Below are 14,102 nucleotides of genomic sequence, written 5' to 3'. Positions count from 1 at the left end.
TCTTAAACGATGGCGGCGGAAGGCGACTCGTCCGATCGCAATGACCTCGACCGGAACGCTACTGGCGGAGCCGCGCCAGTCGGACTTTGGCGCGCATCCTGCCCTAGACGGCTTCCGCGAGAAGAGACAGCTGGCTCTTTGCTTCGCCGCTGACGTCGGTCAGATGGGTGGGGTAGTCGCCGGTGAAGCAATGATCGGTGAATTGCGGCCGCAAAGGATCTCGCGCCTTCTCGCCCATGGCGCGATAAATGCCGTCGACCGATAGAAAGGCCAGGGAATCACAGCCGATATAGGCGCGCATTTCTTCCAGAGTATGGGTCGCGGCGAGTAGTTTATCCCGCTCCGGCGTGTCGATTCCATAATAGTCCGGATGGGTGATCGCCGGCGAGGAGATTCTGAAATGGACTTCCCGCGCGCCGGCGTCGCGCATCATTTGCACGATCTTGACGGAGGTCGTGCCGCGCACGATCGAATCGTCGATCAGCACGATGCGTTTGCCCGCGACGACCGCCCGATTGGCGCTATGCTTCAAGCGGACGCCCAGCTCGCGCACAGACTGCGTCGGCTGAATGAAGGTTCTGCCGATGTAGTGATTGCGGATGATGCCGAGCTCGAAAGGGATTCCAGAGAATTGCGCATAGCCGATCGCGGCGGGAACGCCGGAATCCGGAACCGGCACCACGACGTCGGCTTCGACCGAAGCCTCGCGCGCGAGCTCCGCGCCCATCGCCTTGCGCACATTATAAACTGGGCGGCCGTGCACAACCGAATCGGGACGCGCAAAGTAGATATATTCGAAGATGCAGGGACGCATCGGCCGCGGCGGAAAGGGCCGCAGGCTCTCGACGCCTTCCTCGGAAATCACGACAATCTCGCCGTTCTCGATGTCGCGCACGAATCGCGCGCCAATAATGTCGAGGGCGCAGGTTTCCGAAGCGAGAATATAGCATCCGTCGAGCTCGCCGAGGACGAGAGGGCGGATGCCTAACGGGTCGCGGGCGCCGATCAGCTTCTTGTTGGACAGCGCGACCAGAGCATAAGCTCCTTCGATCGCGCGCAACGCCTCGATGAAGCGGTCCACCAGACGTTGACGCCGGCTGCGCGCGACCAGATGAAGGATCACCTCGGTGTCCGAGGTCGATTGGTAGATCGCCCCTTCGCGCACGAGGTCACGACGCAGCGTCAGACCATTGGTGAGATTGCCATTATGCGCGACCGCGAATCCGCCGGAATCAAGTTCCGAGAATAGCGGCTGGACATTCCGCAGAACGGTCTCGCCCATCGTGGAATAGCGGACATGGCCGATCGCCGATTCGCCGGGAAGCCGCTCTATGGTCGAGGCTTTGGAGAAATGCTCGCCGACGAGGCCGAGCCGACGCTCTGAATTATATCTCTGGCCGTCGAAAGTGACGATGCCGGCGGCCTCCTGGCCGCGATGCTGGAGCGCGTGCAGGCCGAGCGCAGTGATCGCCGCCGCCTCGGGATGGCCAAAAATGCCGAAGACGCCGCATTCCTCGCGCAACCGATCGGCGTCAAGGTCGAAATCCTCCCATGCCTGGGGGGAGGATTCCGTGCAAGGCGCGCGCTCCAATCGTTCGGAGACTGTCGACGAGGGGTCGCCATCCTGACCGCGACCGCCATTGACCATGTCGCCCATGACCCGTCTCCCGAAAATGTCCAGGTAAAACTGCTCAAGTCCAGCTTCGGGCCGCTCACACGCGCTTGCGCCCGATGCTTGCGTGAAGCAAGCCGGAGACGACGCAGCTGACATAATGTTTACATAATCGAAGTCGCGGCGAATGTCAGCCTCGCAGTCGCGAACCAGCTGAGTCGGAGCGAAAAAATTTCCTATGCCTTCAATTTCGCGCGATTTCGCGATGGGTTAGGAGTTTTTACTGTGATTAAATCTCATAAATCTTAGGCAAAACGGCCAAGACTGCACGCGCGAAGCGGGGTCGCGCCGACCTATTCAAGTCTTGCGCGCTCCGCTTTATCAAAACCGTCGCCGCGGACGGTGGACGGTCGTGCGTCAGGTCAGGTCCTTTTACCGCTTCCGGCTTTATCGGCGGGCCCTGCCGGCGCCGGCTTCGTCTCCACGTCCGCGTCAGGCGCCGGCTCCTCGGAAGCGGGGCTTCCCTTCGGCTTTTTCAGCTTGGCCAAAAGACCTTCCGGGTCTTCCGGCAAAAGCGCCATGAGTTGGTCGCCCGTGGCCTGCAAAAGCGGCCGCATGCGTGCCGTCTTGACCCATTCGGGCTGGTTTTTTTCCTGGACGAGCCAGCTGAAGAAGACGAAGGCGATGACGCAGAGCAAAAGTCCGCGCGCTGCACCGAAGACAAATCCGAGTGAGCGATCGAGCGCGCCGACCTTTGAGTCGAGGATCGCGTCGGACAATTTGATGGTGAGGAGCGAGACCAGGACCAGGGCGGCGAAGAACACAGCCGCCGCCGCGGCCGCGAGAGCCGCGTTCTTATTGGCGATATAGGGAGTCACATAGGGCAGAACGAGCGGATAAAAATAATAGGCTGCGGCCGCTGCGCCGCCCCAGGATGCGATCGCGAGCACTTCTCGGGTGAATCCGCGCAGCATTGCGAGGAAGGCTGAGATGAACATGACGACGATCAAGCCCAGATCGAGATAGGATGGCATTAGCTTTGGCCCTTCGCGCCGTTGGCGAGAAACAAAATTCACGTTTGACGCGTCAGAGCGATGGGAAAATCGGCCGCGTCCGTTCAGGTGATAAGGAATCCGCCGAATTCAACAGGCTGAGGCGTGTCGAAACTGAAACCGGTGAAAAAATGATTCGCGGATGCGCTTTCGCGCGTCGAGGCAAGGTCTTATAGCGATGCTGGCGGCGTCCGTCACCCTGCAAAGAAAAGGGCCGCGCACCTAAGGGCGCATGTGTGACGTGGATGTGCGGCGGCCTCACGGGCGAGGCGATGCGCGCGCACCGTTCGGACTTGAACTCGGCGCGCCGGCGGCGATCTCCGCAACCAGCTCGGAAATATGCTTGCACGCGTGGACGACGAGTTCATCCGCTGTGGGCTCGCCCTTTTCCGCGCCGGCGTCCGGCGACGGTTGCGGCCGCGTCGCTCGGCGAAATCCTAGCTTTGCGGCTTCCTTCAGTCGCGCGTTCGCCTGCGTGACCGGCCGAATCGCGCCGGAGAGCGCGATCTCGCCGAAATAGACGGAATCCGCCGCCAGAGTCCGGCCTGTCAGGGAAGAGACCAGGGCGGCGGCGGCGGCCAAATCGGCGGCCGGCTCGCCGACGCGCAATCCGCCCGCCACGCTGAGGTAGATGTCATATTGGCCGAGCTTGAGCCCGGCATGGGCCTCGAGGACGGCGAGAACCATCGAGAGCCGCGCCGCATCCCAGCCGACGACGGTGCGGCGCGGCGTCCCAAGCGCGCTTTGCGCGACCAGCGCCTGAAATTCGACGAGCAGCGGACGCGTTCCCTCCATGCCCGCAAAAACCGCAGCGCCCGGCGCAGCGGCGTCGCGCGCCGAGAGGAACAATGCCGACGGGTTCGGCACCTCTGCGAGGCCGCGCCCGGTCATCTCGAAGACGCCGATCTCGTCCGTCGGGCCGAAGCGATTCTTGACGCCGCGCAGCAGGCGGAGATCGCGCCCGCCTTCGCCCTCGAAAGAAAGCACGGCGTCGACCATATGCTCGACGACGCGCGGCCCGGCGATCTGGCCGTCCTTGGTCACATGGCCGACGAGGATCACCGCCGCGCCGGCGGATTTGGCGAAGCGAATGAGCGCTTGCGCCGCGCCGCGCACCTGGCTCACCGTTCCCGGCGCGGATTCGACGAGCGGCGTCCACATGGTCTGGATCGAGTCGATGACGACCAGGGCGGGGGCCGCGCCATGGCTGAGCGTCGCGACAATGTCGTCGACATTCGTCTCGGCGGCGAGCTCGATTGCGGCGCCGGCGACGCCGAGGCGCAGCGCGCGCAGCCGCACCTGATCGACAGCCTCTTCGCCCGAAATATAAATGACGCGCCGATCTTTCATGGACAGCGCGGCGCAGGCCTGAGCGAGCAGGGTCGACTTTCCTATTCCCGGCTCGCCGCCAAGCAGCAGGACCGAGCCCGGGACGAACCCGCCTCCGATGACGCGGTCGAGCTCGGCGATGCCGGTCGTGGTGCGCGGCGGGGCCGGGCGGTCGGTTTCAGCGAGGCTCGAAAGCGCGAAGACCCGTCCTTTGCGGGCGCCCGGCGCCGCCTGCGCTCCGATGCCTGATCCGGCGCTCTCCTCGACGATCGAATTCCACGCGCCGCAGGATTCGCAACGGCCTTGCCAGCGCTGGCTGACCGCGCCGCAATTCTGACAAACATAGGCGAGGCGCGGCTTCGCCATGCTCAAAGCCTGGTGTAGCGGCGATAAAACCGCCGCCCGAGCTTGGTCAGGATCTCATATCCGATCGTGCCCGAGCGGGCGGCGACCTCGTCGATCGTGATCGTCGGCCCGATCAGCTCGACCATGTCGCCGCGCTGCGCGTCGCCGACCTCCGAAACGTCGATGACGATGAGATCCATCGACACGCTGCCCACGAAGGGACAGCGACGGCCCCTGACGATCGCCTGGCCGCCTGGCCTTGCGTCGCATGCTGTCGTGGAATGCGGGATGCCGTCGGCGTAGCCGGCGCTGATCGTCGCAAGCCGCCGCGCGCCTTTGACGGTCGAGCCTGCGTCATATCCGACGCTTTCGCCGGGCGCCGCCTGATGGATCTGAAGGATTTTGGCCTCGAGCCGAACCACGCTGCGCATCGGGTTAGGTCGGCCCGGCGTGGGGTTGCCGCCATAGAGAGCGTAACCGGGCCGGACCATATTATAGAGCGGGTGCCGGTCGAGAAAGACGCCAGCGGAATTCGCCATTGAGGCGGGAAGATCGAACCAGCGCGCGCGCATCCTTTCGAAAGCGTCGATCTGGACGACCGCGCCGCCGGCGTCGCCATGGCCTGTCCAGACCAAATGGCTGAGGACAAGCGAGATGTTCATTTGGCCTATGATCTGCTCGGCGGCGTCGAGATCGTCCCCCTTGAGGCCCAGCCGATTCATTCCCGTGTCGATCTGCAAGGCTGCGGGCGGCGGCCCGTCGCCGGTTCGCGCCAGCGCGCCGGAGAAAGCTATGAACTGCAGCCATTCCTCGATTTCGGGGATCGAGGCGAGCACCGGCCGAAGGTCATACGCGGCATAGGCCGGCGCGGTTCCCGGCAGGAGGCCGTTGAGCACATAGATTACGGCGTCGCGGGAGAGCGCTCGGAGGTGGCGGCCCTCGAAAATATGCGCGACGAAATAGGTCTTGCACCCGGCCCCGACGAGCGCACGGACGATGGGCTCCATCCCGAGCCCATAGGCGTCGGCCTTGACGACCGCGCCGCATTCCGCCTCGCCGCACACAGCCTGGAGCGCGCGCCAATTGTCGACCAGAGCCTTGAGGTCGATGCTGAGGACGGCGCCGGCTTCGAGCTGGGGGACCTCCGCGCGGCCCGCCGTCTTCATCGGGGCTCCGGCAAGGCGTCCTCGCGGGCCAGGTTTGAAAACCGCGTCATCTCCGCCTCGAAGGCGAGTTCGACGGTTCCGGTCGGTCCGTGGCGCTGCTTGCCGATGATGATCTCGGCGCGGCCATGCACGCGCTCCATATCGGTCTGCCAGGCCAGAAACTCCTCGGTCCCCTCGCGCGGCTGCTTGTTGTTCAAATAATATTCCTCACGAAAGACGAACATGACAACGTCGGCGTCCTGCTCGATCGAGCCGGATTCGCGCAGGTCGGAGAGTTGCGGCCGCTTGTCGTCCCGGCTTTCGACCTGTCGCGACAATTGCGAAAGGGCGATGATCGGCACGTTCAATTCCTTGGCGAGCGCTTTGAGGCCGGTCGTGATCTCGGTCACTTCCTGCACCCGGCTGTCGCCGCGCGATTTCGAGCCGCCAAGCAATTGCAGATAGTCGATCACCAGAACGTCCAGTCCCCGCTGCCGTTTGAGCCTTCGCGCCCGCGCCGTCAATTGCGCGATCGAGAGGCCGCCAGTTTGGTCGATATAGAAGGGAATCGTCTGCATGTCCCGCGCGGCCTCAGCGAGGCGGTGGAACTCGTGCTCGGCGATGTCGCCGCGGCGGATTTTATAGGAGGCGACGCCGGCCTGCTCGGCGATGATGCGCGTCGCCAATTGCTCGGAGGACATTTCGAGAGAGAAAAAGCCGACGATCCCGCCGTTGACGGTTTCCGGCGTTCCGTCAGGCCTCGGCCTGAACTCATAGGCCTTGGCGATATTGAAGGCGATATTGGTCGCCAGGGCAGTCTTGCCCATGCCGGGGCGGCCGGCGACGATCACCAGATCGGAGGCTTGCAGCCCGCCCATCATGCGGTCGAGATCTGCGAGGCCGGTCGCGACGCCGGAGAGGCGCCCGTCGCGCTCGAAGGCCTTCGCGGCCATGTCCACTGCGGTGGTCAAGGCGTCGGAAAAGCGTTGGAAGCCCCCTTCATAGCGGCCGAATTCGGCGACGGAATAGAGCTTGCGCTCGGCCTCCTCGATCTGGTCGCGCGGGCTCGCGTCGACCGGCGCGTCAAAGGCCGCGTTCACAATGTCCTCGCCGATCAGGATCAAGTCGCGGCGGATCGCGAGATCATGGACGGTGCGCCCGTAATTTTCGGCGTTGATGATCGTCGTCGCCTCGGCGGCGAGGCGAGCGAGATATTGCGGCGTCGTGACGCCGCCGAGATCATGGTCGCCGAGAAAGGTTTTTAAGGTGATCGGCGAGGCGAGCTTGCCGGCGCGGATCAGCTGCGACGCGATGTCGTAGATGCGCCGGTGGATCTCCTCGGAGAAATGTTCCGGCCGCAGAAAGTCGGACACGCGGTCGAAGGCGTCATTATTGACGAGGATTGCGCCAAGCAGCGCCTGCTCGGCCTCGATATTATGCGGCGCCAGGCGAAATTTTGCCTCGGCGGAAGTCGTTTCGAACCGGTCTGCGAAATGATCGATCGTGGTCATGGGACTTTCTGGGATCGGCGCGGTTTTGGCGACGAAGCGATTCGGATGCGAACTCTCTTTCTCGCACGCCGTCGCGGCCGATTGGAGCCCATTTTCACTGAAGCGGGGAAGCGTCCCACTCATCCCGCAATTCACATGCGCCAAAAATTTTTAAAAATTTTCGCCTGGACTCAGGGCGAGCTTGGCGGCATGAGCCGGAACGGGCTTTCCCTTAGCCGATTTCTTTCAGCTTCTTGGCTGCGCGCGGCGCGAAATAGGTGAAGATGGCGTCGGCGCCGGCGCGTTTGAAGGCAAGCAGGCTCTCGAGCATGGCTTTGTCGCCATCGATCCAACCATTATTCGCCGCCGCCATGATCATGGCGTATTCGCCCGAGACCTGATAGGCGAATGTCGGCAGGCCGAAATGATCCTTTACCCTGTAGATCACGTCGAGATAGGGCAGGCCGGGCTTCACCATCACCATATCTGCGCCTTCTTCGATGTCTTGGGCGACCTCGCGCAACGCTTCATTCGTATTGGCCGGATCCATCTGATAGGTGCGCTTGTCGCCGATGAGAATGGCGTTGGTGCCGATCGCGTCCCGAAAAGGCCCATAAAAGGCCGAGGCGTATTTGGCGGCGTAGGAGAGGATCTGAACCGCCTGGAAATGATGCGCGTCAAGCCCGGCGCGGATCGCGCCGACGCGCCCGTCCATCATGTCCGACGGGGCGATCACGTCGGCGCCGGCGCGGGCCTGGTTCAGCGCCTGCTGAACCAGCACGAAGACTGTCTCGTCGTTCAAGATTTCTTCGCCGCGCAGCAGCCCGTCATGGCCGTGGCTCGTGTAAGGATCGAGCGCAACATCGGTGATGAGGCCGATCTGCGGCGTCTCGCGCTTGATCGCGCGCAACGCGCGGCAGACGAGGTTCTCGGGGTTCAAGGCCTCGCTGCCCTTCTCATCGCGCAAGGCCGGGGCCGTGTTGGGAAAAAGCGCGATCGCCGGAATGCCGAGCGTGGCGGCCTCCGCCGCGGCGCGAACGGCTTCGTCGATCGACAGACGCTCGACGCCGGGCAGGGAGGGGACCGGCTCGCGGAGATTCTCGCCTTCGTTCAGAAAGATCGGCCAGACGAGATCGGCTGGAGAGAGCGCATTCTCGCGCACGAGCTTGCGCGACCATTCGGCCTTGCGATTGCGCCTGAGGCGCAAGCTCAGGTCGAGGCCGCCGGCCGATGGCGCCTGGGCTTGATCCCTTAGGAGGGGCTCATATTTCGGCTTCGAGTTGAGCGGCCAAATCATGCGGTGCTCCGGAGCGGGGGAAGCTTCGACCGATATGCGCCACGTCGGGCCTGTCAATTGGCGCAACCAACCGGCCGCACGAAAGAACTTGGACCCAGCGAGGTTAGGGCGGCGCTGCGGATTTTTGGTAAACTTAGCTTTGCGACCGTGCAAGCGAAGAGCGCCGTCGGTCGAAGGTCAATTCGAAATGATCATCCATCAACCTTATCGGAGGGGCTTTGCCGGAGCGTCTTGTGCGAAACCCAAAAGCCTATTCCAACACTGATCGGAAAAAGCAGCCCAGTCGTGGTGACGACGACGCCAAGCGCAACCAGGGCGGTCAATCCGTCATTCGACATTAATTCTTTGTGTAGTAAATATACAACAATCGAAACCATAGAACATAATGAGAGGAGGCTGATCAGAAAGAAGATTATTGCCCCTCTGAGCTTGAGGCGACTCATTCGATCCTCTTTGATTCTCATGAATGGCTGGAGTTACGCCAGGGTCGCCGATTTTTTCCTTTTGGCCCTCGTCACGCAGGCGAGGCGCTTCGAAATTAAATATGCAAAAACCTGCTTTCATGCGCGGGTTCAAATCGGCGCGGACAAGGCGATGACATATCTGCAAAGGTTGGACGGGAACGCCCGACGGGTCATGGATCGATTCAAGCCTAGGCGGGCAATGCTGGAGAGCGGGTTTGGACCCAGGCGATCCTACGCTTTGGGCGCTCGTTTCGAAAGACAAAAGGACCGGATTTGATGACATTGCATTCACAGACGATCCTCATGTGTCCGCCTAATCATTTCGAGGTCGCTTACGTTATCAATCCTTGGATGGAAGGGCAGATCGCAAAGACCGACGACGACTTGGCGCATCGGCAATGGGACGACTTATGCAACGCGGTAGGACAATATGCGAAGCTCGCGTTGGAGCCGCCGCAGCGAGACCTCCCGGATATTGTCTTCACCGCGAACGCGGGGCTTGTTCTTGGCGAGAAGGTCATTGTCAGCCGGTTCCGCAGTCGCGAAAGACGGGGCGAAGAGCCGCATCATCGCGCGTGGTTTGAAGAAAGCGGCTTTGAAATTCTGGACTGGCCGCAGGACGTGCCCTTTGAAGGGGCAGGCGACGCATTGTTCGATCGCGGGCAGGATTTGCTCTGGGTCGGCCACGGCTTTCGCTCGGACGCCGCCGTGCCGGCGCTTTTGGAGAAGCTTCTCGGCCGCAAAACCGCGGCGTTGAATCTGGTCGATCCGCGCTTCTACCATCTCGACACCTGCCTCTGCCCCCTCGAGGGCGGATATTTGCTGTATTTTCCCGCGGCCTTCGATGAAAAATCGCGCGCCTTGATCGAAGCGCTCACGCCGCAGGGCAAGCGCATCGCCGTCGAGGAGGCCGACGCCATGAAATTCTGTTGCAACGCCGTCGATCTTGGCGGCCATGTCTTCATGAATGACGCGTCGGAGACTTTGCAGACGCATCTGCGCAGCGCTGGCTTCGCGCCGATCGTCACGCCATTGTCGGAATTCATGAAGGCGGGCGGCGGCGCCAAATGCCTGACGCTCAAACTGGTCGAAACCTGAACGCGCGCTCTTGCGTCCAGGCGATGTCGCATGAAATTGAGGGCGGCGACGGATTCATTTATGTAGCGCCGCAACAAAGTGAGGTGGGCCATGGGACTGCTCGTCGACGGCGTGTGGCGAGACCAGTGGTATGACACGAGCGGCTCGGGTGGCCGGTTCGAGCGCGACGCCGCGAGATTTCGCAATTGGATCACGCCGGATGGCGCGCCGGGTCCGACGGGGCAGGGCGGCTTCAAGGCGGAGCCGGGGCGCTATCATTTATACGGCGCCTATTTCTGCCCCTGGGCGCATCGAACTTTGATCTTTCGCGAGCTGAAAGGACTGGCTGGCACCGTCTCGCTTTCGATCGCGCATTGGCTGATGCGCGAGAATGGCATTACTTTCGCGGAAGGCGACGGCGTGATTGGCGATCCGATCCATCATGCCCAGTTCCTTTATGAAATCTACCGCGCCGCAGCGCCGACTTACTCAGGCCGCGTCACCGTGCCCGTGTTGTGGGACAAGGAAAAGCGGACGATCGTCTCGAATGAATCTTCAGAGATCATTCGCATGTTCAATTCGGCCTTCGACGGCGTCGGCGCGGCCGCAGGAGACTATTATCCTGAAAATCTCCGCGCGGAAATCGACAGCCTCAACGCACGCATCTATGACACGGTGAATAACGGCGTCTACAAGGCCGGCTTCGCGACCACCCAGGCCGCTTATGAGGAGGCGATCGGCCCCTTGTTCGCGACGCTCGACTTTCTGGAGGCGAGGCTCGCCGATCGCCGCTATCTTTGCGGCGACCGTCTGACCGAAGCCGACATCAGACTGTTGACCACCTTGTTGCGCTTCGACATCGTCTATGTCGGCCATTTCAAATGCAACATCAGGCGGATCGCAGATTATCCGAATCTATTCGCCTATGTTCGCGATCTGCATGAGATTGATGGAATCGCCTCGACTTTTCATCCAGATCATATTAAGCGCCACTATTATCAAAGTCATCTACAGATCAATCCGACCGGGATCGTGCCTGTAGGGCCGCATATTGGGTTTATTGCGACGCATAGCGAAAATGCTTAATTCCACCTTCGCAAACGACCTTACGCCAGAAGATCTTTTTCATGCGCCCTGGGCGCTGAAAATCGCTGATCCTCAAGTAGAGATTGTCAAGGTTGAGAGCGGCTCAATCCCTGTCTTCTCGCTTCATAAGCAATTCGGGCTTGTGACTCGCCTTCCGCCAAACGTCATGCGCGCATCGGTGAGCCAGGGTCCGCTTATCGAGGAAAAACTCAAGGATTCGACGAAGATCGAGATTTATTCAAAGCTATTGGCGAGCGTCCCGCTTTCGCATGCCTGCCACTATATGACTGACGATCCGCTTGCGGCGATTGCTGCGCGCAAGGCCAAATTCAATCGGATCGATCCGAATTTCAGATTTGTGGCGCGGTTTCGAGATCGCGATCATGCTTTGCAGTCGTTCAAGAAAAAACTGCGTTCCGACATCCATCGCGCCAATGTCACTGTAGCTAGAGAATATGACGTCGCCTCGTTTTTCGTCGCCTATCGGTCGCACCTGCGGGAAAAGAGAGAGACGCCGAGAGATTATACAGGGCCTGAGGCCGAAGTATTCGCCAATGAGTGTTTGGCGCGAACGTGTGGAAGGATTTATGCGGCGTTTCGATCAGACAAAATGCCTGAAGCTGTCCTGTTTGTCCCTAACGACAAGAACTACTCATACTACTTCTTATCTTCGCGTCATCCGAATGCGCATAGCGGCTCGATGTCGACCCTCATATTTGAAGCAATCGTCGACGCCAATGAGGCGGGACGCGCATTTGATTTCTTGGGACTTTACATGCCTACGACCGTCGATTTCTATCTCGGCTTTGGCGGTAAGCTCGAGCCGTTTTGGGAATTAAGGCGCACGTCGGTCGCATGGGAATCGCTGCGGCTTGTTAATCGCGCGGTTCGCAAGGCGCGCGGCGACGAGTGGTTTTAAGGTGCGTGGTTCGATGCGCGCCGCCTGCGCCAATTGCAATGAAATCGGCCGTTTTGACCTGAGATCAAAGTTTTGGGCCTGCGTGCAGGGGCCGTTAGAGCCTTTTGCGGCTTGCACGCAGGCTGAGGCCTTTGACGATCGCTTGTGGACCGAATTTGGCGCGAAGGCTGTCGATGGCTTTATCCTCCGCCTTTTCCCGCGCGAGGCCCGTATCGACGAGATCGCCCTGATCGGCCTCGGCCGCGGGACAAAGATCACTAGCGCCGATCCCGATCAGCCTGAAGCGCGCCTCGCGCCCCGCGCTCGCAAGCTCGCGCGCGAGAAGCTCTCGCGCGGGCGCGAAGAGGCGATTGGGCAATTGCGTCGCCGCAAGCCCTGAAAGCGCGCGCGTGCGGGATTTGAAATCGGCGCCCTTCAGCTTCAAAGTCACGGCGCGCGTGCCCAAACCCGCGTGCTTCAGGCGCGCGCTGAGCTTCTCGCAGAGGCGGTAGAGGATTGGCGCAAGCTCGTCGAGCGCGCCGAGATCGGTCTCGAACGTCGTTTCGGCCGATATGCTTTTCGTTTCGCGGTCCGTGGAGATCTTGCGTGCGTCGATCCCGAGCGCGAGCCGCCGCATCCGCTGGCCTTCCGCACCATAACGGGCGAAGAGCGCCGCCTCATCGGCCAGCTGGAGGTCGCCGATCAAGCGAAAGCCGTCTCGCGCAAGCCTCTCTTGCGTCTTCGCTCCGACGCCGGGAATGAGCCCGATGGGCCGCGGCCTCAAAAAGCTTTGGGCCTCGGCGCGCCCGATGATCGCAAATCCGCGTGGCTTGTCGAGATCTGAAGCGATTTTCGCCAGGAACTTGCAATAGGAGAGTCCGATCGAGATCGTGACGCCGACCTGCGCCTCTACCTTCGCGGCGAAGCCGGCGAGGACCATCGCCGCGCCGGCGCGATGCAGCGCCTCTGTGCCGGCGAGATCAAGAAAAGCTTCGTCGATCGAGACCGGCTCGACCAGGGGCGTGAGATCTTTCATGAGGGCGCGAATTTGCCGCGCGACTCTGGCGTATTTCGCCATGTCCGGGGCGACGACCGCGGCGTCCGGACAGGCTTTCAGCGCTTTGAACATCGGCATGGCGGAATGGACGCCGTAGGTTCTCGCCACATAGCAGGCGGTGGCGACGACCCCTCTCTTGCCGCCGCCAATGATCACCGGCCGATCGCGCAGAGATGGATCGTCGCGCTTCTCGATCGCGGCGTAGAAGGCGTCGCAGTCGACATGGGCGAAGGTCAGCGCGCCGAGTTCCTGGTGGGCGACCACTCGCGGCGAGCCGCAGGATCGGCAGCGGGCGGCGCCAGCCGGCTGCTCGACGAGGCAATCGCGGCAAAAGGCCTGGTCCATGCGCGCCAATTCACAGAGCTATCGGTCGTCCGTTGTCGGGGCGAGCCGCTCGCGCGCCCGCGCGACGATCGACGGATCATGGCCGCCGTTGGCGGCGAAGGCGAGCAGCATAGGTTCGTCCGCGGCGAGATGGTCGAGCACGGCGGCCAAAAACCCGGATTCCTCGGCTGCCGCCCGCAGTCCTTCCGGCGTGAGGCCGGACAGCGTCATGAACCGCTCGAGGCGCACGCGTTCGGCGCCGATGAAGGTCAAGACGTCAATGGCGATGGATTCCGCTGCTTCCTTGGTCAGCGGGCTGGATTTGGACCGCGAAATGGGGCTTGATCCATTTTCCATGACGCTGATTTCCCTTTCGTCAATTTCTATTCGCTAAAGCTCGGACCTATGATCGGATCGTCCCGGGCGGGCTTGTCCGCCGCCTCGCGGGGCGGAATGGGATCTTCGATGCAAAAGAGCATTCTGATCGTAGAAGACAATGAGTTGAACATGAAGTTGTTCAACGATCTTCTCGAAGCGCATGGCTACAAAACGGTGCAGACGCGCAGTGGCCTGGAGGCGTTGGATCTCGCGCGCCTGCACAAACCCAATCTGATCCTGATGGACATTCAATTGCCCGAGGTTTCGGGCCTTCAGGTCACGCAATGGATCAAGGAGGACGAGTCGCTGCGCCACATTCCGGTCATCGCCGTAACCGCTTTCGCGATGAAAGGGGATGAGGAAAAAATCAGGGCCGGGGGCTGCGAAGCCTATCTCTCCAAGCCGATCTCCATCGTCAAATTTCTTGAAACCGTGCGCACCTATCTGCACGATTGATCGAAATCGGCTGGGCGCGTCTCAACGCCCGCCGCGCTGCGTCGCAAAGCAAATGGGTCATGGCCGTGGAAAACTGGACATATCCGGCGTCC

The 14,102-nt window shown here is 61.5% G+C and carries 13 protein-coding genes; 5 read left to right on the top strand and 8 right to left on the bottom strand.

Features of this window, described 5'->3' with window-relative positions; all coding sequences use genetic code 11:
- Positions 1 to 103 precede the first annotated feature (103 nt).
- The 6 genes from purF to hemB all read right to left on the bottom strand — a co-directional run bounded on the left by purF (position 104) and on the right by hemB (position 8,270).
- Positions 104 to 1,657 carry an amidophosphoribosyltransferase gene (gene purF / locus METAC_RS0106555; RefSeq protein ID WP_245257430.1) on the bottom strand — a complete coding sequence of 518 codons (1,554 nt, stop codon included), beginning with the start codon at positions 1,655 to 1,657 and terminating at the stop codon, positions 104 to 106.
- 377 nt (positions 1,658 to 2,034) lie between these two features.
- Positions 2,035 to 2,646 (bottom strand): CvpA family protein, encoded by a 612-nt coding sequence (locus METAC_RS0106550; protein ID WP_026606416.1) that lies wholly within the window; start codon positions 2,644 to 2,646, stop codon positions 2,035 to 2,037.
- 276 nt (positions 2,647 to 2,922) lie between these two features.
- A complete protein-coding gene (gene radA / locus METAC_RS0106540; RefSeq protein ID WP_026606414.1) occupies positions 2,923 to 4,359 on the bottom strand; it encodes a DNA repair protein RadA in 1,437 nt (478 codons plus the stop codon).
- Between the two features lie 2 nt (positions 4,360 to 4,361).
- Positions 4,362 to 5,504: an alanine racemase gene (alr, locus tag METAC_RS0106535; RefSeq protein ID WP_026606413.1), complete on the bottom strand. Its 1,143-nt coding sequence runs from the start codon at positions 5,502 to 5,504 to the stop codon at positions 4,362 to 4,364.
- Positions 5,501 to 6,994 (bottom strand): replicative DNA helicase, encoded by a 1,494-nt coding sequence (locus METAC_RS0106530; protein WP_026606412.1) that lies wholly within the window; start codon positions 6,992 to 6,994, stop codon positions 5,501 to 5,503. The genes alr and METAC_RS0106530 overlap by 4 nt, the downstream gene beginning before the upstream one ends.
- 211 nt (positions 6,995 to 7,205) lie before the next feature.
- Positions 7,206 to 8,270: a porphobilinogen synthase gene (gene hemB / locus METAC_RS0106525; RefSeq protein ID WP_051335424.1), complete on the bottom strand. Its 1,065-nt coding sequence runs from the start codon at positions 8,268 to 8,270 to the stop codon at positions 7,206 to 7,208.
- 57 nt (positions 8,271 to 8,327) lie between these two features.
- On the opposite strand from hemB, the gene METAC_RS26355 reads away from it, so the two are divergent.
- From METAC_RS26355 to METAC_RS0106500, 4 genes are all read left to right on the top strand, one after another.
- A complete protein-coding gene (locus METAC_RS26355; RefSeq protein ID WP_156898128.1) occupies positions 8,328 to 9,011 on the top strand; it encodes a hypothetical protein in 684 nt (227 codons plus the stop codon).
- Positions 9,011 to 9,832: a dimethylarginine dimethylaminohydrolase family protein gene (locus METAC_RS0106510; RefSeq protein WP_026606409.1), complete on the top strand. Its 822-nt coding sequence runs from the start codon at positions 9,011 to 9,013 to the stop codon at positions 9,830 to 9,832. Before METAC_RS26355 ends, METAC_RS0106510 begins: the two co-directional genes overlap by 1 nt.
- A gap of 90 nt (positions 9,833 to 9,922) precedes the next feature.
- Entirely contained in the window at positions 9,923 to 10,897 is a 975-nt protein-coding gene (locus METAC_RS0106505) for a glutathione S-transferase family protein (protein ID WP_026606408.1), read from the top strand.
- Between the two features lie 283 nt (positions 10,898 to 11,180).
- On the top strand, positions 11,181 to 11,816 hold the full coding sequence (locus METAC_RS0106500; protein WP_198017176.1) for a GNAT family N-acetyltransferase: 636 nt from the start codon (positions 11,181 to 11,183) through the stop codon (positions 11,814 to 11,816).
- 94 nt (positions 11,817 to 11,910) lie between these two features.
- Here the strand turns inward: METAC_RS0106500 and METAC_RS0106495 are convergent, their stop codons facing one another.
- On the bottom strand, positions 11,911 to 13,197 hold the full coding sequence (locus tag METAC_RS0106495; RefSeq protein WP_026606406.1) for a DNA polymerase IV: 1,287 nt from the start codon (positions 13,195 to 13,197) through the stop codon (positions 11,911 to 11,913).
- A gap of 18 nt (positions 13,198 to 13,215) precedes the next feature.
- Positions 13,216 to 13,533 (bottom strand): DUF3572 domain-containing protein, encoded by a 318-nt coding sequence (locus tag METAC_RS0106490; protein WP_026606405.1) that lies wholly within the window; start codon positions 13,531 to 13,533, stop codon positions 13,216 to 13,218.
- Positions 13,534 to 13,641: 108 nt separating this feature from the next.
- Here METAC_RS0106490 and METAC_RS0106485 point away from each other — a divergent pair, with 108 nt between their 5' ends.
- The gene (locus METAC_RS0106485; RefSeq protein ID WP_026606404.1) at positions 13,642 to 14,010 is read left to right on the top strand and encodes a response regulator; all 369 of its coding nucleotides are present in this window, start codon (positions 13,642 to 13,644) and stop codon (positions 14,008 to 14,010) included.
- The last annotated feature ends 92 nt before the right edge of the window (positions 14,011 to 14,102 follow it).

The organism is Methylocapsa acidiphila B2 (genome assembly GCF_000427445.1).
GTDB lineage: Bacteria > Pseudomonadota > Alphaproteobacteria > Rhizobiales > Beijerinckiaceae > Methylocapsa > Methylocapsa acidiphila.
This window is presented reverse-complemented; position numbering and strand designations above follow the sequence as displayed.

Excerpts from the sequence above, each read along its gene's own strand:
- purF (WP_245257430.1), bottom strand. The coding sequence starts at position 1,657 with ATGGGCGACATGGTCAATGGCGGTCGCGGTCAGGATGGCGACCCCTCG.
- METAC_RS0106550 (WP_026606416.1), bottom strand. The coding sequence starts at position 2,646 with ATGCCATCCTATCTCGATCTGGGCTTGATCGTCGTCATGTTCATCTCA.
- radA (WP_026606414.1), bottom strand. The coding sequence starts at position 4,359 with ATGGCGAAGCCGCGCCTCGCCTATGTTTGTCAGAATTGCGGCGCGGTC.
- alr (WP_026606413.1), bottom strand. The coding sequence starts at position 5,504 with ATGAAGACGGCGGGCCGCGCGGAGGTCCCCCAGCTCGAAGCCGGCGCC.
- METAC_RS0106530 (WP_026606412.1), bottom strand. The coding sequence starts at position 6,994 with ATGACCACGATCGATCATTTCGCAGACCGGTTCGAAACGACTTCCGCC.
- hemB (WP_051335424.1), bottom strand. The coding sequence starts at position 8,270 with ATGATTTGGCCGCTCAACTCGAAGCCGAAATATGAGCCCCTCCTAAGG.
- METAC_RS0106510 (WP_026606409.1), top strand. The coding sequence starts at position 9,011 with ATGACATTGCATTCACAGACGATCCTCATGTGTCCGCCTAATCATTTC.
- METAC_RS0106505 (WP_026606408.1), top strand. The coding sequence starts at position 9,923 with ATGGGACTGCTCGTCGACGGCGTGTGGCGAGACCAGTGGTATGACACG.
- METAC_RS0106500 (WP_198017176.1), top strand. The coding sequence starts at position 11,181 with ATGACTGACGATCCGCTTGCGGCGATTGCTGCGCGCAAGGCCAAATTC.
- METAC_RS0106495 (WP_026606406.1), bottom strand. The coding sequence starts at position 13,197 with ATGGACCAGGCCTTTTGCCGCGATTGCCTCGTCGAGCAGCCGGCTGGC.
- METAC_RS0106490 (WP_026606405.1), bottom strand. The coding sequence starts at position 13,533 with ATGGAAAATGGATCAAGCCCCATTTCGCGGTCCAAATCCAGCCCGCTG.
- METAC_RS0106485 (WP_026606404.1), top strand. The coding sequence starts at position 13,642 with ATGCAAAAGAGCATTCTGATCGTAGAAGACAATGAGTTGAACATGAAG.